This window comes from Paenibacillus sp. HWE-109 (assembly GCF_022163125.1).
Lineage (GTDB): Bacteria > Bacillota > Bacilli > Paenibacillales > NBRC-103111 > Paenibacillus_E.
Genome location: NZ_CP091881.1, coordinates 1,005,287 through 1,027,593 on the forward strand (window position 1 = coordinate 1,005,287; position 22,307 = coordinate 1,027,593).

At 42.2% G+C, this 22,307-nt stretch carries 12 protein-coding genes and 1 pseudogene; 10 read left to right on the plus strand and 3 right to left on the minus strand.

Going from position 1 to position 22,307, the window contains the following annotated elements:
• The first annotated feature begins 149 nt into the window (after positions 1 to 149).
• On the plus strand, positions 150 to 6,914 hold the full coding sequence (locus LOZ80_RS39130; RefSeq protein WP_283214740.1) for a family 43 glycosylhydrolase: 6,765 nt from the start codon (positions 150 to 152) through the stop codon (positions 6,912 to 6,914).
• Positions 6,915 to 7,025: 111 nt separating this feature from the next.
• On the plus strand, positions 7,026 to 7,232 hold the full coding sequence (locus LOZ80_RS04295) for a hypothetical protein (RefSeq protein ID WP_238170254.1): 207 nt from the start codon (positions 7,026 to 7,028) through the stop codon (positions 7,230 to 7,232).
• A gap of 112 nt (positions 7,233 to 7,344) precedes the next feature.
• On the opposite strand, the gene LOZ80_RS04300 is transcribed toward LOZ80_RS04295, so the two are convergent.
• Both LOZ80_RS04300 and LOZ80_RS04305 read right to left on the minus strand, forming a co-directional pair.
• On the minus strand, positions 7,345 to 8,706 hold the full coding sequence (locus LOZ80_RS04300) for a DJ-1/PfpI family protein (RefSeq protein ID WP_238170255.1): 1,362 nt from the start codon (positions 8,704 to 8,706) through the stop codon (positions 7,345 to 7,347).
• 346 nt (positions 8,707 to 9,052) lie between these two features.
• On the minus strand, positions 9,053 to 11,329 hold the full coding sequence (locus LOZ80_RS04305; protein ID WP_443147009.1) for a glycoside hydrolase family 127 protein: 2,277 nt from the start codon (positions 11,327 to 11,329) through the stop codon (positions 9,053 to 9,055).
• Between the two features lie 155 nt (positions 11,330 to 11,484).
• Between LOZ80_RS04305 and LOZ80_RS04310 the strand changes: the two genes are divergently transcribed.
• Positions 11,485 to 12,324 (plus strand): AraC family transcriptional regulator, encoded by an 840-nt coding sequence (locus LOZ80_RS04310; RefSeq protein WP_238170257.1) that lies wholly within the window; start codon positions 11,485 to 11,487, stop codon positions 12,322 to 12,324.
• Here the strand turns inward: LOZ80_RS04310 and LOZ80_RS04315 are convergent.
• Positions 12,310 to 12,645, minus strand: coding sequence for a hypothetical protein (locus LOZ80_RS04315; RefSeq protein ID WP_238170258.1), 336 nt, complete (start codon positions 12,643 to 12,645; stop codon positions 12,310 to 12,312). The two genes, LOZ80_RS04310 and LOZ80_RS04315, sit on opposite strands and share 15 nt — an antisense overlap.
• Positions 12,646 to 12,790: 145 nt before the next feature.
• On the opposite strand from LOZ80_RS04315, the pseudogene LOZ80_RS04320 reads away from it, so the two are divergent.
• From LOZ80_RS04320 to LOZ80_RS04350, 7 genes and pseudogenes are all read left to right on the plus strand, one after another.
• Positions 12,791 to 13,365: pseudogene (locus LOZ80_RS04320) on the plus strand (glycosyl hydrolase family 95 catalytic domain-containing protein); the annotation flags it as partial.
• A gap of 302 nt (positions 13,366 to 13,667) precedes the next feature.
• Positions 13,668 to 15,467, plus strand: a complete 1,800-nt coding sequence (locus LOZ80_RS04325; protein WP_238170259.1) for a sensor histidine kinase — start codon at positions 13,668 to 13,670, stop codon at positions 15,465 to 15,467.
• An 18-nt stretch (positions 15,468 to 15,485) separates the two neighbouring features.
• On the plus strand, positions 15,486 to 17,090 hold the full coding sequence (locus tag LOZ80_RS04330) for a response regulator (RefSeq protein ID WP_238170260.1): 1,605 nt from the start codon (positions 15,486 to 15,488) through the stop codon (positions 17,088 to 17,090).
• An 85-nt stretch (positions 17,091 to 17,175) separates the two neighbouring features.
• Entirely contained in the window at positions 17,176 to 18,666 is a 1,491-nt protein-coding gene (locus LOZ80_RS04335; protein ID WP_238170261.1) for an ABC transporter substrate-binding protein, read from the plus strand.
• A 96-nt stretch (positions 18,667 to 18,762) separates the two neighbouring features.
• Positions 18,763 to 19,659, plus strand: a complete 897-nt coding sequence (locus tag LOZ80_RS04340) for a carbohydrate ABC transporter permease (protein WP_238170262.1) — start codon at positions 18,763 to 18,765, stop codon at positions 19,657 to 19,659.
• Positions 19,644 to 20,495, plus strand: coding sequence for a carbohydrate ABC transporter permease (locus LOZ80_RS04345; protein ID WP_238170263.1), 852 nt, complete (start codon positions 19,644 to 19,646; stop codon positions 20,493 to 20,495). The genes LOZ80_RS04340 and LOZ80_RS04345 overlap by 16 nt, the downstream gene beginning before the upstream one ends.
• A 252-nt stretch (positions 20,496 to 20,747) precedes the next feature.
• Complete coding sequence (locus LOZ80_RS04350) at positions 20,748 to 22,307, plus strand: glycoside hydrolase family 43 protein (protein ID WP_238170264.1); 1,560 nt, start codon at positions 20,748 to 20,750, stop codon at positions 22,305 to 22,307.

Sequence of the window (22,307 nt, forward strand, 5' to 3'; positions counted from 1 at the left end):
GGAATAAGAAATTACATTCTGAAATGTTTGCGTTTAAGTTAAACTGTAAACAGTAATTATCACAGCATTGTAATTTGTTATATGCAAATTACTGAGAAGGAGTGTAACAAATGGAAGTAAAGATGAAACGTGTGAGGAGTCTTATGCATATGAGCAAGAAGCTAACCGTATTTTTATTAGCGCTTACATTATTACTAAGTGTTGTACCAAGTGCTTCGATATATGCGCAATCCAATGAAGACACCTTAGAGAACCCATTTATATGGGCTGACGTTCCAGATCTTGATGTGATCAGAGTAGGTGATGCTTATTATATGAGCAGCACAACTATGCATATGAACCCTGGTGTTCCTATTATGAAATCATATGATCTCAAAAACTGGGAAATCGTCAATTATGTTTACGATTTGCTTGCTGATAATGATGAACAAGCGCTTAGAAATGGAAAAGACAATTATGGGAAAGGCTCATGGGCAAGCAGCTTAAGATACCACAATGGTAAATATTATGTGGCATTTCCTTCCTATGATACCGGCAAAACCTATATCTATCAAACAACAGATATAGAGAAGGGGCCGTGGACCCATTCAGAGCTTGATGGTGTTTATCATGATTTGTCATTGCTGTTTGATGATGATGGACGAGTCTATATGGTTTATGGCGGCGGTGATATTAAAGCAATTGAACTGACTCCAGATGCAACCGCAATCAAAGCAGGCGGCCTTAATAAAGTCATTATTCCTAATGCAAGTCTAGTTGCAAGTACAGCGGAGAATGTCAATCTTCCAGCTGAAGGCACGCATATCCAAAAAATTAACGGTAAATATTACGTATTCAACATAACATGGCCTAAGAATTCTGGTCGTGTAGAAATCATGCATCGAGCAGACAGAATTGATGGTGTATATGAAGGTAAAGTTGCCTTAAACAATGCTGGTATTGCACAAGGCGGTATTATTGATACCGTTGATGGCAAATGGTATGCAATGTTGTTTGGAGACCGTGGCTCAGTCGGACGTATACCTTACCTAGTGCCAGTTACATGGAATGATGGTTGGCCCGTATTCGGCATTAACGGTACGGTTCCACAAAGTATGGCGATTCCCGTTAGCGGTGCAGCATCTAAGAACAATTTGGTAGCTTCTGATGAATTCTATCAAAGCTCGCAAAAAATTGGGGCTTCGCATACCGTTATCAATACAACTTCAACTACAGCACCTACAGTGCCAACACCTGTGACACCACTACCTATAAATGAAGGAACAGAACTTTTGATAAACGGTGGGATGGAGAACGGGTTAACGCCATGGGAGAAGCATGATACTGCAACGGTTGCGGTATCAACGGATGAGCATTTTAGCGGAACCAGTAGTTTATATATTACCGGCAGGGGAGCTACTGGTGCTGGTGTGCAACAATTTGTTACTGGAAAAATAAAAGCGGGGGCTACCTATAAATTTTCCGCGAAAGTGAAATATAACTCAGGTCCTGCTACGAAGCAATTCATTTTCGATATCCAGGATGGAGATTGGCAGACGATTAAGAATCTTGCATCAGGTGTCATGACCAAAGGTGAATGGGGCACAATTGAAGGTACCTATACAGTGCCGACTGATGCAACTTTCACACTACCGCGTATATTTATTGAAACGGTCTGGACATCAGCGCAAGATCCTACGAATGATTTAATGAATTTCTATGTCGATGATATTTCTTTCGTGGATGTTACACCTGACGGGAACCTTTTGACAAATGGTAAGATGGAAAAGGGGCTGACTCCTTGGGAAAAACATGATACTGCAACGGTTGCGGTGTCAACGAATGAGCATTTTAGCGGAACCAATAGTTTATTTATTAGTGGAAGGGCAGCAACTGGAGCTGGTGTGCAACAGTTTGTTACTGGAAAAGTAACGGCTGGCGGCAAATATAAGTTTTCTGCCAAAGTGAAATATAACTCAGGTCCTGCTACGAGAGCATTTAATTTCGATATCCAAGATGGAGATTGGCAGACGATTAAGGTTCTTGGATCTGGCGTCATGACCAAAGGTGTATGGGGCACAATCGAAGGCACCTATACAGTTCCTGACAATGCTGTTTTTAATCAACCGCGTATATTTATTGAAACTTCCTGGACAGCAGCGCAAGATCTGACGAATGATCTAATGGATTTCTATGTCGATGATATTTCCTTAATAGACGCAACGCCCGCTGGCGGTTTGGATAAAGCGAAGAATGGGGAATACGATTACAATGGGTCTAATCTTGGATTAGTATGGCAATGGAATCATAATCCCGATAATAACCGCTGGTCCCTTACGGAGCGTCCTGGCTATCTAAGACTTACTACCGGAAGAAAGAGTACAAGTCTTCTTGATGCCAGAAATACACTGACTCAGAGAACATTTGGTCCAGAAAGCTCAGGAAATGTTGCACTGGATATCAGCAAGATGAAGGATGGCGATTATGCTGGGCTAGCTGCATTCCAAAAGGAGTACGGGTTTGTAGGGGTAAAAATGTCCGGGACTTCGAAATCCATTGTTATGGTGGATGGAAGTTCTGGAACGCCAGTTGAAAAAGCTAGTATTCTTGTCACTCAGGATAATGTATATTTTAAAATTGATTTTGACTATAAAAATCAGACAGATAAGGCTTATTTCTATTACAGCCTTAACGGCTTTACGTGGACTGCGATTGGAACTACGCTGCAAATGCATTATACATTGCCTCATTTTATGGGCTATCGTTTCGGTTTATTCAACTATGCAACGAAAACAACAGGCGGTATTGTTGATTTTGACTATTTCAGAATAGATAATAAATTGACAGGAACGAATTCGCCCGCAACAGTACTTCAAGCTAATCTAGCCGATGTACCGAATGTGATTGGAGTTCAGAACATTGAGCTGCAAGTTCCAGTTCAAATGAATGCCTTACCGAATGGGAATTACTCAGCAATCTCAGCTTCCTTGAATATACCAAAGGAGCTCACTGTAACTGGTGTAGACTTTAATACGGCTAATATTGTTGGAGATACTTCCTATACGTTTGCCAACAATCAATTGCTTTTACATGTAACTGGAAATACCGTAAACTTTGCAAATAATCAATCTTCTAATGTGTTCGCAACGATTAAGCTAAAGGTTAATGGTTTTGTCCCTGCTGATCAAACCGTTCAGATGAAGACGGATTACATCCAAGTTGATGGTGGAAATGTTCGATACAATGTTAACAATAGCGTATCAAACATTGGATTAAAGCAACTGCCTACAAAAGCATATGCCAAAATTCCAGGGTATGCGAACCCGCTTATGAGTCATAAATTAGGAGCAGATCCGTTTGCGATGGTTTATGACGGCAGAGTGTACATTTATATGTCAAGTGACGATTATGAGTATGATGCAAATGGAAAAATCAAAGATAATTCATTTAGCAATTTGAATCGAATATTTGTGATTTCATCAGCTGATATGGTCAACTGGACAGATCATGGTGCAATCCCGGTAGCTGGAAAGAATAATGTGAATAATGGCGCGGGTGTTGCCAAATGGGCAGATCTATCTTGGGCGCCAGCAGCAGCGCATAAGAAAATTAATGGTGTAGATAAATTCTTCCTTTATTTCGCAAATGGTGCTAGTGGAATTGGTGTGCTCACTGCGGATAGTCCGATTGGTCCGTGGACTGATCCACTGGGCCAAGCGTTGATCACTAGTAGCAGCCCTGGAGTTCCTGGTGTAGCATGGCTATTTGATCCAGCCGTATTGGTTGATGATGATGGAACTGGTTATCTCTATTTTGGTGGGGGGATACCAGGAGATCCGAATCCAACCCCAGAGCAAATTGCACATCCGAAAACGGCTAGAGTAGTGAAGTTAGCTGATGATATGATTCATATGGCAGGGGCAGCTGTTACAATTGATGCGCCTTATATGTTTGAGGATTCAGGTATTCACAAATACAATGGCAAATATTATTACTCTTATTGCTCTAATTTCTCTGGTACACACCCGGATGGAACACCTCCTCCAGGAGAAATTGCTTACATGGTAAGTGATAGTCCGATGGGTCCGTTTACTTACGTTTCACCGATCTTGAAAAACCCATCTGTATTCTTTGGCGTTGGCGGTAATAACCATCATGCGATTTTTGAATTTAATGATCAGTGGTATGTGGTTTACCATGCTCAAACGGTTAGTAAAGCTGTCGTAGGGGATGGCAAAGGATATCGTTCTCCTCATATTAATAAGGTTGAGTATTACGATAACGGATTAATTAAAGATATTAAGGGGGATATGAAAGGTGTATCCCAGATAGCAAATCTTGACCCGTATTCGCGAGTTGAGGCGGAAACGATTGCTTGGAACGCAGGTATTCTTACTGAGGTGAGCACAGCGCCAGGCAACCCGCTAGCAAGCCTTAACCTTGATGTTACAGATATCAATAATGGAGACTGGCTTGCTGTGTCGAACGCAGACTTCGGTGACAAAGGAGCAGCTTCGTTCGAAGCGAACGTTGCATCCACCGTAGGCGGTAAAGTAGAGATACGTCTGGACAGCCCGATTGGTGAAGTGATTGGTACCCTTGATGTCGCTCCAACAGGTGGAGATCAAGTGTGGCAGCTGCTGAAAACGGATGTGGAGAATGTTAAAGGTATTCATAATATCTTCTTCATGTTCTCTGGATCGGGAAGTAAGTTATTTAATATGGACTATTGGAAATTCAACGTGAAGGCACCAGGGCCTGTGGTCATTCCGTTAGAATCAGTCCATATCACAGGGGGAGCCCAATCGGTTACGGTGAATGATCAACTGACTTTTAACTCCATGATCAATCCATCTAGCGTAACGGGTGCAACTTATCTATGGGAAGTTAGTGGCGGTATTAGCATCATAGGAGACAACAGCAAGGATTCGGTAACAATCAAAGGAACCAATGCGGGGACAGCTACACTTAAATTAACAGTTCTTGCGGGGGGGACGGAGAAGAAAGCCGAAACGACGATTACGGTATCTCCATCGAGCGTCGACCCTGTAGATTATTTACAATCAGTCACTATCACAGGCGGATCGCAATCGGTTACAATGAATGATCAATTAACCTTTAACTCCATGATCAATCCAACTAGTGTAACGGGTGCAACGTATCTATGGGAAGCAAGTGGTGGCATTACCATTGTAGGTGAAAGCAACCAAGTTACGGTTACAATCAGAGGAGTTTCTGCGGGAACGGGAACGCTTAAATTAACAGTTAATGCCGGAGGCACAGAAAAGACTGCCGAAACGACGATTACGGTGTCTCCATCGAGCGTCGACCCTGTCAATCCTTTACAATCAGTCACTATCACAGGCGGATCGCAATCGATTACAGTGAATGATCAAATAACTTTTAACTCCATAATCAATCCAACTAGCGTAACGGGTGCAACGTATCTATGGGAAGCAACTGGTAGTATTAGCCTTGTAAGCGACAGCAACCAAGATAAAGTTACAATTAGAGGAGTATCTGCCGGTACGGGAACGCTTAAATTAACAGTCAGCGCCGGAAGCACGAAGAAGACAGCCGCAACGATGATTACGGTGAGTCCTTTAAGTAGTGGTGATGATGACAATCACAGCGGTAACAACGGTGGTAGCAGTACTACAACAACACCAGATTCTAGCCGTAAAGAGGCAAACATTCTAGTAAATGGTAAGGAAGAGAGTGTAGGAAGTACAGCTGAAACCCAAGTTAATGGCCAAACGGTCACGACGATTACAATCGACCAGTTGAAATTGGTTCAATTGCTCGCAGCGGTAGGGGAGAAGGCTAACATCACTATGCGAGTTGCTAACAATTCCGATATTGTGATTGGGCAACTGAACGCTCAGATGGTCAAAAACTTGCAAGAAAATAAAGCAGATCTGGAGATTAAAACAGATCGTGCAACGTATACCCTGCCTTCCCAACTGATCGATATTCCCGCGATCTCTGGTCAAGTCGGCGATTCAGTGGCTTTGCAAGACATTACGATACAAATTAAAATCTCGAAGCCAACAGCAGATATGGTTAAAGTGGCGGAGAATGCGGCAGACAAAGATCAGTTTACGCTTGTTGTGCCGTCGATCGACTTTACAGTTGGAGCTGCATACGGCGGCAAGATCATCGATCTATCTAAATTCAACGCCTATGTGAAACGTACGATTGCCATTCCTGATGGCGTAGATCCGAATAAAATTACAACAGCAGTTGTTATAGAGCCAGATGGAACTGTTCGTCATGTACCAACAAAACTTGTCATCATAGACGGGAAGTATTATGCAGAGGTTAGCAGCTTAACAAACAGTACGTACTCTCTGATTTGGCATCCAGTAGTATTCTCAGATGTCTCGGCACACTGGGCAAAAGATGCTGTGAACAATCTAGGATCAAGAATGATCATTAGTGGGATTGGCAATGACCTGTTTAATCCCGACGCAGATATTACTCGTGCCGAGTTTGCTGCCATCATAGTTCGAGGATTGGGCTTGAAGTTGGAGAATAGAACACCGAACTTCTCCGATGTAAAGGCTGCGGATTGGTATAGTAGTGCAATCATGACGGCTCAATCCAACCAACTTATTGACGGTTTCGAGGATGGCACCTTCCGTCCTGAAGACAAGATTACCAGAGAGCAGGCCATGATTATTATTGCTAAAGCAATGGCGATCACCGGTTTGAAAGCGAAACTCACAAACCATAATGCCGCTGATGTATTACGTACTTATACAGATGCAACCGAAAGTGCACCTTGGGCAATGAGTGGCATTGCTGATAGCATCCAAGCGGGCATTGTAAGTGGAAGAGACGAAGCTACGCTTGCACCGAAAGCTTATATTACAAGAGCAGAGGTTGCTAAGTTGGTACAACTGTTGTTACGGAAATCTGATTTAATATCATAATCACATAACCTAATGGCGCCCTATCCCTTAAACATTGCTTCCGAGCAAGGGGTAGGGCAAATAATTACACTAAGATGAAAGTACTTACTTTATTAGGGGAGGGATCTATTCATGTTGGAAATGGATAATATCCAAAAAAAGCATCAATATACCGTATCAGTCAAAGTTGATAATAGTAACGCGAAAGGGCTTCTTCTCAAGATGAAGGAAAAGCTGATAAGTGAAAACGAGCTGTCCTCGGAAAACGGTCTCTCTTTTACTGCGTATGCTTGTATACAAGAGAATATCCTTGTAGTCGCCGCCGATCAAGTTAAATAGCATCCCGAGTATATGATCGTGTATAGTTCATACTGACAAGAAGAGAGAGTAAGCTAACTGGCCAAAGAAGCATCCAGACCGGCCGTCTGTGATGCTTCTTTGGCTTCCCGTTTCATGTGGAAACGGTCTTCCTCCTTACGAAACGTCTGTCTGCTAAATAAAGGACGAACAGAGATAACAAGCCAACACCAATCGGTATGCCGAACGCTTCGTATGAAAATGGCGCTCCTTCAAGTTTAAGCTGACTTGTGGCGCGGTACTCGAGCCGCTTGGCGGCGAATTTCGCCGTTCGGATATCTTCCTGCTTCGCCAAATCTTCAAACGCAGGATCCATCGCGAACCGCTCGGGGGAATCGCTATGCAGGTAAAGCTGCTCAGCCTTGCCGCCGTTCTCGTTCCAGTTTCGGATATCGCCAACAGCGAGCGTCTTAACGTCCGAGCCCACGAAAATCATTTTGTCGAGTTTCGGAGCATTCGCTATTTGATATCGAGCGACTACATTCAAACCGTACCGGGTAACGACCGGCTCGCGGTTGCTTGATACCGTTATTGTTGTCGTAGTGCCGGAAGCCCCATACGTGTCAAAAGCTGAGGATAACATCAATTCGTCGGCACCGTTATACAGCAGGACCCCAGTTTTTTTCTTGCTCCATTGAAACGCGTTGTTCAAAACATAGACGATATCGCTCAATCCGGCCGTGAAAGGCTCCATTTGCGGATGCTGAACAAATTTGTAGGAAGGGTAATTCATTTCCTTCGCCACTTTCGCAGCTGTCGGCTCTCCCATTTGGCGGGATATGACGTACAGCGTGGCATCGATCCCCGAAGTCAAGCCGGCCGAGGAGACCAAGTTGCCATCAGCCACGTAACGCTGATCCCTTTTCCAGGAAACTTCGGTATATTTCTTTTCTAATCTGCCGATATCTCCCCAATGCGTTGCCGCTGATTTCCCTTTCAGCAGGCCGGTATCGGCCAAATTCTCCGCTCCATTGCAAATGGACAACAAGGTCGTTTCCTTGCCTGAGTGCTTCCTAATCCAATCGCGGACAGGTTTGTATTTCGCCTCATCCAAAATCGGCATGAAAGGGATCACGATGATATCCGGACCTTTGCCTGTCAATTTGTCTAACTCGTCAAAAGTGTAATGCGGTGCGACATCAAGACCGCCCGTTAACGATTTGATGTTTTTGTCGGGTGCAGCCGCAAATACATTGTACGAGCCCGTCATGGAGAACATTTCGTAAGGTACGAGAAAATCGAACACCTCGGTCACTTCATTCGCTAAAATAACAGCTACTGTCGGCTTTTTCGAATCATAGGCAGGGGCTTGGAGGCTTTGTAAAGAAGCAGGAGCCGGCTTATCATAAACCGACATAGCCTCCTGCATCGTGCGCAGGGACCCGATCGCTCCGGTTCCTCCTACAACGAGAACAAAAACACACGTATACACGATGAAACGCAATAACTTTTTCAATTGTCTTCTCTCCTTTTGTTATTTTAGTTAATTATTAATTATAATTAACTAACTTTATTTAAGAATAACAAGAGAAGGCAACTGAAAAAACCACCCAAAGACTGTATTTTTTCCTCGACTAAGGTCCAGGTAAAGGAGTTTTACTCGAACATCCGTATATATTGCTTCTTTATAATCATAACTGACCGGCCCTTTTCTGAATATGACTCGAAGGGGCTATTCGCACAACGCCAGCGAAGTACGATGTTGCAAGAAACAAGCTCCGCATAAAGTCCACCGTCCGCAGCGTGATTTAAATCCTTGAAAAATCTTTCATCTCAGTATCAACTCTTTTTGCTGCTTTTTCTTAAGTCATATGTTTAAGTATACGAAGAACGCCATAGATGCCATTCTCCATTTCGCGCGGCATGAACTTGATAGTTACGACTTCTTTCCCTGCAGTTAATGAATCAGGAAGGACGAAGATTCGCTCGTAGAATATCCGCTTCCATTCTTTCGTGAACATCTCGGTGGCTAACAGCTCTCCGTCAATAAAGATATCACAGCTTCTATTCGTGTGAAGTTGGTTAAAGGTCACGGCTAACGCAGCTCCAGGCTGAACCTTCATCTGGTAGCTGAACCATCCACCGGCTTCAACCATTCTTCCGTTCAATCCTTCCCACGTACCGCCGTATGTTCGTTCTCCCTGTACCTGATGCTCTAATTCGTATTGGTCATTTCCAATTTGTATGGCATCCAGGGTAGCCTCTCTCAGGTTCCGTTCCCGTTCCGCTTTCTCCACATGCTTCTTCAGTTCTTCAGACCCTACGTCCAGTAGGCTCCAGTAGATGCCATATCTTTCACGATGTTGTTTGTAGTGCGGTGTAAAGACTAGCCGCTCATCTTCATCTGTATGCTTAAGCGCAAACGCCAAATCTTCGCCTAGACGAATCACATGCTCATCGAATCGGCCAAGCCATTCCTCGACACACATGCCTTGCGGGACGATATAATCTTTGAGGATCATTCGCCTGGTCGCAACGCTGACTAGAATACCGGTTTTCGATTCGACCATATCTTCGGTACCGAGCGCTGCGCTGAGAACAACCGGGCCATATTGGAGCCCAATGACATGAGGCGAATCAGGCAGGCGGGAATAGGCTACCTTCATTGGAATTCGCAGCCCAATCGTATCGCCATCCTGCCAAATCCGGTTGATAATCGCATAACCCCGCTCCACAATAGGTGAAACCCTTTCTCCGTTAACTGTCATTTCAATCGCTTCTGCCGCCCAATAAGGGATACGAATGTGCAAGGCAAGCTGCTTTGGCTCCATCGTTTCGACTGTTAGATGAACCCTATCGGTTTGAGGGAGTGAGGTGGACTGCGTAATCGTCACATGTTGCTCCTGCCAAAGCAGTTTCGAGCTTACGAACTGATTGACATACAGCTGGTTATCGGCATAGAAATAGATACTATCATTTAGTTTGGTGAAACTTTCCATCCCCGTACCGGTGCAGCACCAGAAATGTTCGAACGGGGAGCTGTAGATTTTGAAATATCCGGTTGCCATGGGCTGAAAATACATTGTCATGCCAGTGTCCGGATTTTGGGATGACAAGATGGCGTTCAGATAAGTTCGCTCGTAAAAATCAGCGTATTTGATATCTTGCGTAAGCTTGAAAAGTTCTTTGGTCAGTTTCAACATATTATAGCTATTGCATGTCTCGCAGGTGACATCGGAACGTTTGCTGTCCAACTCATCAGGTTCGCCGAAATGCTCGCATTCACTGTTTCCGCCCGTGATGTAGCTATGGTGGTAAACAACAGTATCCCAGAAGTTAACGGCCGCTTCAAAGTAGCTGTGTTCGCTTTCCCCAAGTGTCAAATACCGGTTCAATGCTCCGATAAACTTCGGAATCATCGTGTTGGCATGTTTGCCCTTCAGTACATCTCTTCTCTCCCGAAGCGCATCGAACAGGCTGACCTCATCGAACCGATGGGCAGCCTCAAGATGCCGGTTGTTTCCTGTCAGTTTGTAAAGATCGTACAGGCAATCGTTCATGCCGCCATATTCCACAGCCAGTACCGTAGTTTGAACTTCGTCTGTCCATGCGAGGGCGCGGTTCGCCACCCAATCGCCCAGATGGTTCACGACATGAAATGCTTGCTGCAGCTTTGTAGCATGATAGACGGCAATCAGGCCTGCAATAATTTTGTGCAGGGTATACCATGGCACCCAAGCTGGTTTGCGATTCTCTACATTGTCAAACAACGTTTCGGGAAAAGCGGATAGATAACCGCTATCCTGTTGGCATTGGGCTAATTCTGCAACAAGGTATTCGATTCTTGCGAGCATATCCTTATCTTTTGTTTGCGAATAAGCTTGGGAGATGGCAATCAAATAGTGTCCCAACGTATGACCACGAATTTCGGTGTTCTCCCATCCGGAGTATTTATCCGCTTTCGGCTGTAAGCCCTTTGTTTCACGAAAACCGGCAAGAAGGCGGTCGGCTTCGTAGCTGGTCAAATAGGTCCATTCTTTCTTGAATGCATGAGTTAGAATATCATCCGATAATTGGATTTGATTAAGCCCGAAATGCCTTAAAGTGGTAGGGTTGGTGTGTGCTTTCAAAACGATCATCCTCTCGCTGTTGTAGTAATAGCGTAATACTAGTACGCTATAGAGGTAAATAGGAGAAGGTTTGATTATGTGTCAAAAGGGAAGTTGTTTTTTATGCATCCTTTAAATTTTGCCTATACTATTCTAAGATTACTAGTGAGAAAGGATGAAGTCTGATGACCTGCTATAGCTTCCGTGTTGATACACCTGTATCTCTCGTTATGACCGGCAAATTCGTTGCTCCCTCTCCAGAGTGGAAGCATATGTACCGTGTATTATCGGAATTCGAACTTTTTATTCAAACAAGTGGCACGTTATATATAGAGATGGATAAGGAACGGTATGCCCTGAATGAAGGAGACTTCCTGCTCATGCCGCCACATGCCTTGCAACACGGTTATCAAGAATCGGACTGCAGCTTCTACTGGCTTCATTTCAATGTTCAAGAAGGCTATGAGACGTTACATAGCGACTCGGTGTACGAGCCCTCCGTATTAACGATTCCCCAAAAGGGGACACTTCGAAATCCCGATAAGCTGATTGTGATGATGAAGCAGCTACAGGATTCCATCCGCAGCTACAGGGAACAAACGTTGAACAATTATTTGACGACAAGTATTCTATGTGAATTGGTTAATCAGTTATTTCTTGCCCATCATTCTGGTAAGAATCGCAGGCAGCAGCTGTATAACGACATCGTGGATTATATAAAGTGGAACCGGAATGAGAATATGAATGTGAAGCAGCTAGCCGAGCATTTCGGTTATAATGCCAAGCATTTATCCTTTTTGTTCTCAGAGATTGCGGGAATCTCCATAAAGCAATTTATGTTGCAAGAGAAGATGGATGCCGCAAAAACGCTATTGGTGGATACGAATCAAAGTATAAAGGAAATATCCTACCATCTGGGTTACTCGGAAAGTCAACAATTTACGCATAGTTTTAAGAAAATCACAGGCCTTACACCAACCGATTACCGCAATGCATACGCCAATCGGTTGCTATTTTTTAAGTGACATCGGACCTACTAAGTGACGAAATACATAGGAAGAGGTTTGGCAAATACCGAAGAGGACTCTTTTCGATAAGGCTAACACCATCCGGAACATTACATGGTCGGTTACAGCGGCTGCTTTCGTTGCTGGAATATTGATTTCTTTGCTGCTTGCCCATCGAAACAGCATGCCGATCCATCGGCTGGCCGGAGCGATCCGGGAACAACTCGGCCTGGAATATAGTAAGGGCAATAACGATTTTTGAATGGCAACATCTCGATACTTATGCTTAACCCGCGGTTGGGAATTTTCAATTTGTTGCTCAAGAGCTTTGGCTTTCATGAAATTGATTTTCTGGGAGATTCGGAGCTTATTCCGATCCGTTTATGTATGGACTGGCGCCTGGCAAAACACAGGATACGCTGCGGTTATTTATTTTGCCGCATGCTGCAAAATCCGTTGAATCTGCCCACTTCGGAAGTCATTGGTGGCGCACCATAATTCGGATTTGTGGGCCCAAACGGCACCGGTTGGCGATTATGGCGATGGAGACCCGGTATGGGCGTTTTGGCCAATGGGCGGCGTATGGCTGACCCAGCATTAATGGGAACATTATGCCTTTAGCGGGGATGAAGAATTTTTGTGGGATGTGGCGCACCCTATCATGAAGGAAGTAGCGTTGTTTTGTTTGGATTGGTTAATTGAAAATAAGGAAGGTTATTTCATTACTTCGCCTTCGACCTCTCCCGAGCAGAAATTCCTGGTTGGGGATAAGCGTCACGCCGTAAGCGCGGCGACGACCAAGGATCTCTCATTGATCGGAGAGTTATTCGACAACTGCATCAAGTCGGCGGAACAGCTTAAGATTGATGAAGATTTTGCGAAGACCCTGTTAGAAACGAGGATGTCCACCATCGTCACGTTTCCCATCTTGTAGGGGGTTATCCGGGGCGGCTCATTACGGAGCAGTCTGCTCCGGATCTCTTCCGTGCTGCGAAGACATCGCTGGAAATAAGAGGAGACGGGGGGGAAGGTCAAGATTACGGAAGATGGCGATGCGGTCACTTATTCTCAGATGGAGGATGGATGTATCGGGTTCCATGTTGAAAGCGGAAAACGTTACGTCATATCGGCCATTTGAAGTTCCACTTCAATCTAAGCAAGGGTGTCCTATACGGGATACCCTGTTTGCTAATAAACAGGGTCAGAGCAGGTCAAGGTAATATTCCCCTTCGGTACAAACCGGAATCGACACCACAATATGCCTTCATAGAACTCTCGCATTATTATGATATAATTGCAGGTGTTCCAGCGAAGAGGTAGGTTGATTTTTTGCAAATCATCATTGGGCGGGGGGGATACCATTGAAAATTGGAAATATTATAAACGTGAAAAAAAGTATTCAAAGTAAGATATTTGTAGCTTTCATATTGGCTTTGGTTGTACCGGCCATCATCATAAGCATGAGTTCTTACTATATATCTGTACAAATCCTTAAGAACAAAGTAAGTTCTTCCTATCTTGAAACTGCCATGTATATTGGAAATAGTATAGAGAAAGATCTATTACAGTTAGAGCAAATGAGCGATTATATTTTTACAAGTTCAAAGAACTATGATTATTTGACTGGGAATTACAACAGTATTTCCGAGTCTTATTCCGATTTTAAAAAAATGAATCAAAGTATAGAAAATTATTTTACCTACGTCAAACTCTCTCCCTACGTTTCGTACATCGCCATTCTGGGCAATAATGGTTATTTATATTTAAATGGAAATGATTCCATGGGATTTAAAGCAGAAAGTATGAAAAAGTCTTCTTGGTATAACCAGACTTTACAGTTGAATGGTCAGATTAACTGGATCGGGGCTGAGGAACTTACCACAACTGCAGGATCCAAAAGATCAGTCATTTCGTTTTCCCGAGCGATTAAAGATAGCGATTTTAAAAACACGATAGGAGTTGCTTATATTGCCGTCACGAATGATGTTTTTTCGAATTCACTAAAAAAAGTAAGTACCCATTCAAATAATCAAATTTTTCTGTTGGATAACAACGGCAATATTGTCGTACATCCCGATTCTGAACAGATAAACAAGCATTTTGATGAAGTAAGTAAATGGGGGGGGACTACAAATGGGAGTTATCTTTCGTCCGAGAAGGGTCAGCAATATCTGGTTGCTTACCAATTTATAAATCAATATGGCTGGTGGGTCGTAGAAAAGATACCTTTTAGTGAGTTGATAAAGGATAACAGGCAGATTATTGATGCAACTCTATTGGTTTGTTTCATTTCTTTTATTATTTTTGGCAGTATATTGTACTTTGTATCATCGGCCATTGTTAAACCAATTAAGGGACTTACAAAAATTATGAAAAACGTAAAAAACGGCAATATCGGCTCGAGGGCATCTTACACCGGGGAAGATGAAATCGGTATATTGAGTCATAATTTTAACTACATGTTGGATAGGATAAATTTCCTGTTCAATTCCAACATGGAAGAACAAAATATGAAAAGAGATGCCGAATATCAAGCGCTTCAAGCGCAAATCAACCCTCATTTTCTATATAACACACTGAATACGATCCGGTGGATGGCCATCATAAAAAAAGAAGACGGTATTAAAGCAGTAGTTGAATCACTAGGGAGGCTTCTTAAGAATACGACCAGCAAAATGGATCCCTATATTTTAGTGAAGGACGAGCTTAGTAATCTTAAGGATTATGTTTTTATTCAAAAGTTAAGGTATAAAGATAAGTTTGATATCATCTACGATATTAAGGAAGAATGTCTGGCATGCAAATGTATTAAATTCATTCTACAACCAATCGTCGAAAATGCGATTTTTCACGGTATTGAACCGAAGGAAGGAAGGGGAACCATTTGGCTCCACGCTGAAATCCATGAAAATTTGCTCATTTTTCTAATAAAAGACGATGGCGTCGGAATACCCACACAGAAAATTAGCCATCTGCTGTCAGGAAAGGCCGAGGATCGGAAGAAATTTAACGGAATAGGTGTAAAAAATATTAATGACCGGATTAAAATGGAATATGGTGAGCATTATGGGATTCAAATTGAAAGCAAGGAGAATGAGTACACATCTTATAAAGTCATTCTGCCTTCGATAACTGCAAGTGATGAAGCAACAAAAAGTTGAAAGGGGTATTGGATCTTATTGTATAAAGTACTTATTGTTGACGATGAGGTTTTGGCAAGAGTGGGAATAAAATCTTTTGTTCAATGGGAAGAAGCCGGATTTGAAATTGTTGGAGAGGCTGAGAATGGGAAAAAGGCATTTGCCATGATTAAAGATTTAAAGCCCGATGTCGTAATTACCGATATTCATATGCCTGTTATGAATGGTATCGATTTGATTAAAACTGTAAAAGAGGAAAAAATTCCTGTCAACTTTATAGTTTTAAGCTCCTACAATGATTTTGAATATGTGAAAGAAGCAATGAAACTTGGGGCTGATGATTATATCTTAAAGCTTGAAATGGAGCCAGAATCTTTAAATGAGCTTTTAAATACATTGAAGGAAAAGATAGAAGCGGAACATACAAGGAAATCGGAAGAAGATATACACGTAAAGCATACGAAGGAGAATATATCGACAATTAAAGAAAAGCTGTTTAAGGACATGGTATTCGGGAATAAATATAGAAATGAAGAGTTTAAAGAAAGATTAAAAGCAATCCAGATGGAGTTGCCACAAAAAAATTTATTTTGCATCGTTCTGCATTTGGATAACAAAGGGCGCTTCAATAAGCGAGATGTAAAGGATGGTTACCTTTTAGATTTTGCTATATTGAATATTATTAATGAGATTTTGTCAGATTTTCGCTATGGAAATGTATTTTGCTCCCAACCGGAAGAATATGTCATTATATTCTCTGAAGGAAAAGAAGAGAATCGCGATCGCATGAATGAGAAGCTGGCACAGATGGAGCGATTAATAAAACGATATTTGAAGGAATACCTAAATATAAACGTATCTATCGGAATCAGCGATGTATTTCAAGAATATGTCAAATTACAAGTCGCTTATCAACAGGCTTTGTACGCAGTAAATCAAAATTTCAATTTCCAGATAGGCAGTGCAATTCGGTATACGGAAATTGTTCCCCGATCGGTAGCCACTGACCTCTCGATTAAAATTGATTTCAAGGATTTAGAAAGACAGCTTGAAGCAGCCGATGTTGAAGGTATCCAAAATTGTTTCGATATAATTATAAATAGTTTTCTGGGGGCGGCAGCAAGTCTTACAAGGGAATATTTAAGAGCAACATGCGCCGCACTGGTCCTTATTATCAATTCTTATCTGGATGAAAGTGGTGTGGAGAAAGGGGAATTATGGCAAGCAGATCCCTACAAGCAACTTGAGGAACTAAAAACTCAAAAAGATTTTATATCTTGGATAGAAAAATTGAAAAATACACTATTAGAAGTTTTTAAGCAAACAGATGAATCGAAGAGGATGATTGTAAAAGCGAAGCAGTTTATTATCAAATATTATATGGAAGATATATCATTAGATTCTGTTGCCGAGCATATCAGTATCTCTCCCAATTATTTAAGTACAGTTTTTAAAAAGGAAACAGGACATAACTTTATTGATTACTTGACGAATGCTCGCATTGAAGCTGCAAAAAAGCTCCTTAAAGAACAAAAATATAAAATATATGAAATATCAAAGATGGTCGGATATGAGAATGAACACTACTTTAGTAGAGTATTTAAAAAGATTACCGGTATGTCTCCAATAAAGTTTAAGTTATAAAATAAAATCGTAAAAAAGTTCACTTTATCATAAAAAAGTGAACTTTTTTTTATAAGTCCGAAGCAGGATCAGGGACTGTATTAAGATGTTGAAGAATCTGGCGAAAATAGTGCAAGATGTCGAAAGTAATTGCATTAAGGACAAGTGTAGAGTGTTCTATAATGAACTTGTAAGCCAATTAAATCACTTGGGGGAAAGCAATGTGAAGAAGTCAATAAGAACGATATCATTAACTCTGGTTAGTATCATGATGGCAAGCATGATTACTGCATGTGGCAGCAATTCAAATTCACCAAGCTCAACAAGTTCAAATAGTGCGACAGCGTCCCCTGGTTCCGACGCGACTAAGAAAGCTCCCGCTAAAATCACCATGTTTTTGGATGCGGCAAAAGCTAAGAATCCTACTTATACGGACTTGGTCTCAGAATACAATGCGCTTGGTGGAGATCAGGTTGAAGTGAATGTATTGCCAGGTGATGGCGTGGCGGCAATGCAGAAAATGGATATCTTGATGTCGTCAGGCGATACTACAGATGTAGTCGTGCTTGATAACCCGCTGATCCAAAAAAAATATGCTGCTGCAGGTTATCTTGCGCCTATAAACGATTTGGCTAAAACCGCCAATGTCGATTTGGAGAAAACATTTGGTCAGTATCTTGCGAAAGAGGATGACGGTAAATCTTACTATTTAAGAACAGATGTCGGCCAATGGTATGTATTTTACAATAAACAACTATTTGATGATGCGAAGGTTCCGTATCCTTCTGGAAAATGGACTTGGAGCCAATATATCGAAACTGCAAAAAAACTGACAAACACTCAAAAGGGCATCTATGGTTCCCTTATGCTGGACTATGACAATTATTTAAATTTTACGGCAAGACAGAAGAATGTACCGGCTTATAAGAAAGATGGAACGTCAAATTATGATGACCCGGCCTACAAGGATGCTTTGAAATTCTTTGGGGATTTAGGTAATGTCCAAAAAATTCAACCCAGTTGGCTGGAGTTTAAAACGCAAAAGGTTGCATGGGATGCATTTATGTCCGGAAAGTATGGCATGCATCTGATTGGTGGTTGGTACATGGGATTATTAACCGATAAGAAGTCTTATCCGATCACATGGAAATGGGGCATTACGCAAGTGCCTGTACCGGATTCCGGCGATGGAGATCGGACATTAGTTGCAGGCGGTGCATTCGGAGTTAACAGTAAGTCGAAAAATAAAGATGCCTCGTTTAAATTCGTCAACTACTTGGCGCAAAACGCATACAAGAAAGGCAAGGGGATTCCTCCGCTGCAAAGCATTACTGATGCTGATAAAACAGCAGTGCTTAAAGGGATTGCGGATGCCTCGGATGGAAGTGTCACAGTTGATGATCTGCGCAAAGTTATCTTTGATAGCGGCTTGGGAGTTGCAGATGAAAAGATTTCCGGACCGGGAGCGTCTATAATTAGCCAAACGATTCTCCAAGAAGGCGAACTTTATATGGTTGGACAAAAGTCACTGGATGATGCGATTGGAGCTATCAAGAAAAAATCGGATGAAGCAATAAAAGCGGATGCCAAAAAATAAGTTCCAATAACATGCACGTTAAAAATGAAATACTTCTAATAAGATAAGACTCTGAACAGAGTCTTATCTTATTAGAACAAATAGTGAGGTCCAGCGATGAAAAATGTATATGTATCTTTAAGGAAGTCTGAAAATTATTATGCCATCTTGTTTTTAGCGCCATTCTTGGTAGGATTTATTCTATTTAATCTCATCCCCATTCTATTTTCGGTAATCCTTAGTTTTGTGGATTATAACAAGCTTGGACCTTTGAATATGGATTTTGTTGGATGGAAAAACTATGTAAACATATTTTCTGACGATCAAGCTATAAACGGCTACCTGAAAAGTCTTATGTTTACCTTAGGGTACGTGCCGGCAATGATCATTTTGTCTCTACTGACAGCTATTCTAATTAACAAGAGCTTCCACCTAAGGACTCTAATAAGAACGATGATTTTTATGCCGTATGTAGCGAATGTTACTGCAGTTGCTATGGTTTGGTCATTGTTATTCGATCCGTTCAAAGGACCAGTCAATCAATTGTTAAAGCTCATAGGCGTATCAAACCCTCCGCTTTGGTTTGGGGGAGTGAATACTTCCTTGCTCTCCATCGTTATCGTGAATGTATGGATTAACCTGGCGTTCCAGACCATTGTCTTTTTGGCAGCATTGCAGGGGGTTCCCAAGGATCTTTATGAATCTTCCTCTATTGATGGGGCAGGAACGTGGAGAAAATTTATCAACATTACAATTCCATCCATATCCCCTGTAACTTTTTTCTTAATCGTTACAAGTGTGATAGGGTCATTCCAGAATTATTCCATCGTCAAGTTGCTTACAAATGGGGGGCCAGGTACATCCTCAAGAGTAGTATCGTTAAATATTTATGAAGAAGCTTTTAACTTCAATAAATACAGCTATGCTTCTGCACAAGCGATGTTATTATTTGCCTTTATTCTCATTATTACTCTAATACAATGGATGTGGCAGAAAAAATGGGTTCAAGATTAATTTCAAAAGATACATGGGAAACATATAGAAAGTTGCTATTTTCATTCATTATGCTGCTCGTTGGACTACTCATGATTATTCCGTTTATCCTCATGATTTCGGCATCATTTAAAACGTCGGGCATGGTATTTGAAAGCCCGCTCTCTACAATTATTCCTAAAACCATTGTTTGGGACAATTATTTGAGCATTTTTCAAGATAAGTATTACTTTGGTTGGTACTTTAATAGTATTCGAGTAGTATTTCTGACGATTATTCTCAGGGGAATTTTCGTAACGATGGCAGCCTATGCATTTGCGAAAATTGAATTCAGGTTTAAAGATGTATTATTTCTGATACTTCTAGCTACAATGATGATCACCCCGGATACTACTGTCGTATCACGTTTCCTTATATATAAGAGTATACACCTTAACAATACTTTTTGGGCACTCGTACTACCAGCTGCATTTGATGTTTATTTTATCTTCATGCTTAGACAATTTATGACGGGTATTCCCAAGGAATTATCTGAAGCGGCTATTGTTGATGGATGCGGTCATTTCAAGATTTATTATCGGATTATGCTGCCGCTTATCAAGCCGCCTCTTGTAACGATGATCCTGTTCACCTTCATTTGGTTATGGAATGATTATGCAAACCCATATATTTTCTTAAACAATATTAAAAGCCAAACTTTAACTGTCGGATTAACAACTTTCCAGGGACTTGGCGGAGCAAACTATGCGTTGCAAATGGCTGGTGCTACTTTGGCCATCATACCCACCGTGCTTGTATTTACCTTTTTCCAAAGATATTTTGTTGAAGGAATTGCTTCAACTGGTATAAAAGGTTAGTTGCATATTTTTCATAAGGTAGGATATGATCGAGTTGTGCGGAAGCATGACTCGATACCGATATATCTATTATAAAATCTAGAAAGGGTTGTCTTTAATAGATAACCCTATTTGGATTGTTATGGCTAGAAATAAATTCCTTCTGTTGTATTTTTTTTATGCAACTTGTCCAATTAGGTGTTGGACCATTCCGCTGTAGATTAAAATGGACTTTAGTTTTTCTAATCTGGGAATTGAAAGGATGACTCTGTAATGGAAGATATCTACAATCTGTTATCGAAGAAGGGAGCTTGGGGAGATCAGGGGGACGGCACCTATGTCAATCCTGTCTTGCCAGGAGATTATAGCGATCCGGATGTCATTCGAGTTGGAGATGATTATTACGGTATCTCCTCTACGTTGCATTGCTCTCCAGGGATGGCGGTACTTCATTCCAAAGATCTTGTGAATTGGAGAATGATCGGGCATGTTGTGGATGATTTGACAAGCATCGGCCCGGAATACAATTACGATCGAATGAACCGTTATGGCAGAGGAGTCTGGGCGGGCGCCATCCGATTCCACAAGGATAAATATTGGGTGTACTTTTTCACGCCAGATGAGGGATTGTTTATGAGTACGGCTTCCGATCCGGCTGGACCTTGGGAGCCGCTTCATCAAGTCTGGGCAGTTAGCGGCTGGGACGACTGCTGTCCGTTTTGGGACGATGACGGACAAGGCTACTTCGTTGCCACTAATTTTGCAGATAACTATAATATCCATTTATTTAAACTAAGCGATGACGGCAAAGAACTATTGCATGACAGCGATACGATTATTCATCAGTACAAAGGGAGCGAAGCCAATAAGCTCTACAAAATTGACGGAACCTACTATTTCTTCCATAGCGAGGTTCGCTGGAAGGAAGGCATTGAAGTTAGAGTCGTTATGATGTTAAGGTCTGAACATATTTATGGGCCCTATGAAGAAAAAGAGCTTATCCATACGCACGGCATGGAAATAGACCGAGAGCCGAATCAAGGTGGACTTGTCCAGACCGTTGCTGGGGAATGGTACTTCATTTCTCATCAAGGAACAGGCGGGTATTACGAGGGGAGAACGCTTCACTTGTTGCCCGTAACGTGGGTTGACGGATGGCCGATCATTGGAGACGATACGGATGGCGACGGAATCGGGGAGATGGTATGGGGAGGCAGGAAGCCCATAAACGGACATCCCGTAACGGTACTCTCGACGAATGACGATTTTGACCGAGCGGTGCTTGAGCCCTATTGGGAATGGAACCATCAGCCGCAAGCTGACAAATGGTCGTTAACCGAACGGCCCGGATACTTGCGTCTATACGCATGCCAACCCATGGATAAGGATAATTTTTTTACCGTAAGCAACGTTATTACACAAAGAGCATTTCGAACCGTTCACAATGCGGCAACTGTTAAAATAGAGATCAGCGGTATGGCAGATGGACAAGAAGCCGGGCTTTGCCATTTTGCCCAAACTTATTGCACGATTGGTGTACAACAACAGAATGGGACAAGGGTTCTGAAGTTTAACCACGCGGGAACGATTGAATGGGGCGGGCAATTAACAGGTAACACCCTGTGGTTAAGATCTGTGTGGAACATAGACGGAATAAACCGGTTCGAATACAGCGTCGATGGGGACCAATTCACGAGCTTTGGGGACGCTTATCAGCTGGGGTGGGGTCATTACAGGGGAGACCGGATCGGGTTGTACAGCTATAACTGCGAGAGTGAACAGGGTTATATCGATGTGGACCAATTTATTCATGAGGCTGCAGGAGCAAGGTAA